Here is a 1,575-nt window from a genome sequence, read left to right as displayed (position 1 = left end):
CCCCGCCACCCTCACCCTTCCCTCCCGCCGCGCCGTGCTCAGCACCACCGGCGCGCTCGGTCTGGGCGCCCTGCTCACCGCCTGCGGCGGCGAGCGGCGCGACGGCGGCGGCGCGGGCGGCGGCCGGTGGTCCTTCACCGACGACCGCGGCCGCGAGGCGAAGGCCGACCACCGCCCCGAGCGGGTCGTGGCGTTCACCGGCGCCGCCGCCACCCTCCACGACCTCGGCGTCGACCGCCGGCTGGTCGGCGTCTTCGGCGAGACCAAGCAGGCGAACGGCCAGGCCGACCCCGGCGCGGGCGACCTCGACGTGGACTCGGTCGAGATCGTCGGCAACGCCTGGGGCGAGTTCAACGTCGAGAAGTACGCCGGACTGCGCCCCGACCTCCTCGTCACCCACATGTTCGACAAGGGCGCCCTGTGGTACGTGCCCGACGAGAGCCGCGAGAAGATCCTGCGTGTCGCGCCGAGCGTGGCCATCACCACCGGCCGGGTCCCGATCACCGAGCCGATCGAACGCTACGCGGAACTCGCCGGCGCACTCGGCGCCGACCTCAAGGCGGAGAAGGTCACCCGCGCGAAGGCCCGCTTCGAGAAGGCGGCGGAGAACCTGCGCCGCACCGCGCGCGGCAGCGGGATCCGGGTGATGGCCGCCTCCGGCGCCCCGGACACGTTCTACGTCTCCAGCCCGAAGGTGAACAGCGACCTCATCTACTTCCGGCAGCTCGGCGTGGACCTCGTCCAGCCCGACGACGTCGAGCAGGGCGGCTACTTCGAGAGTCTGAGCTGGGAGAACGCCGACAAGTACCAGGCGGATCTGATCATCCTGGACAACCGCACCGCCTCACTCCAGCCGAAGGACCTGAAGAGCAAGCCCGGTTGGCGCAACCTTCCCGCCGTGCGCGCCGGGCAGGTCGTCGAGTGGGACGCCGTGCCGCGCTTCTCCTGGGCCGGCTTCGCACCGACGCTGGAGGCCCTGAGCCGGGCCATCGGCGACGCGAAGAAGGTCGCCTGACCGATGACAACTGACAACACCGCCACAACCGGCGCCGATGAACCGTCCACGCCGTTCCGCTTCTTCGACGCGCGGGTGCTGCGCGTCCGGCGCCTGAGCCCGAGCCTCACCCGGGTGACCTTCGGCGGCCCCGGACTGGACGGCTTCCGTTCCGGCGGAAACGACCAGAGCTTCTCCCTCTTCCTCCCGCCGCCGGGCCGCGCGGTCCCCGACGTACCGGGCCGGGACGGCGACGGCTGGTTCCACGCCTGGCGCGCCCAGGACCCGGCGGACCGCGCGATCATGCGCAGCTACACGATCCGCGCGCAACGCGCCGGCGCCGGCGGACACCCGGAAGTGGACGTCGACTTCGCGCTGCACGGCGACGTGGGTCCGGCCTCCCGGTGGGCGGCGAACAGCGCCCCCGACGACCGCGTGCTGCTACTCGGCCCGGCGGTCGAGGACAACAAGAGCGTCGGCTTTCGGCCACCTCCGGACACCGACTGGGTACTGCTGGCCGCCGACGAGACGGCGATTCCGGCCGTCGGCGGCATCCTCGACCGCCTCCCACCCGACCTGCC

2 protein-coding genes are annotated in these 1,575 nt (G+C 72.8%); both read left to right on the top strand.

Annotated elements, in window-relative coordinates:
- On the top strand, window positions 1–1,015 hold a 1,015-nt coding region (locus FNX44_RS26800), incomplete at its 5' end, for an ABC transporter substrate-binding protein (RefSeq protein ID WP_228450294.1).
- A 3-nt stretch (window positions 1,016–1,018) separates the two neighbouring features.
- The coding region (locus tag FNX44_RS26795) for a siderophore-interacting protein (protein WP_143651552.1) at window positions 1,019–1,575 on the top strand (557 nt) is incomplete at its 3' end.

It is taken from the genome of Streptomyces alkaliterrae (genome assembly GCF_007097205.2).
In the GTDB taxonomy this organism is placed as follows: Bacteria; Actinomycetota; Actinomycetes; order Streptomycetales; family Streptomycetaceae; genus Streptomyces; species Streptomyces alkaliterrae.
This window is presented reverse-complemented; position numbering and strand designations above follow the sequence as displayed.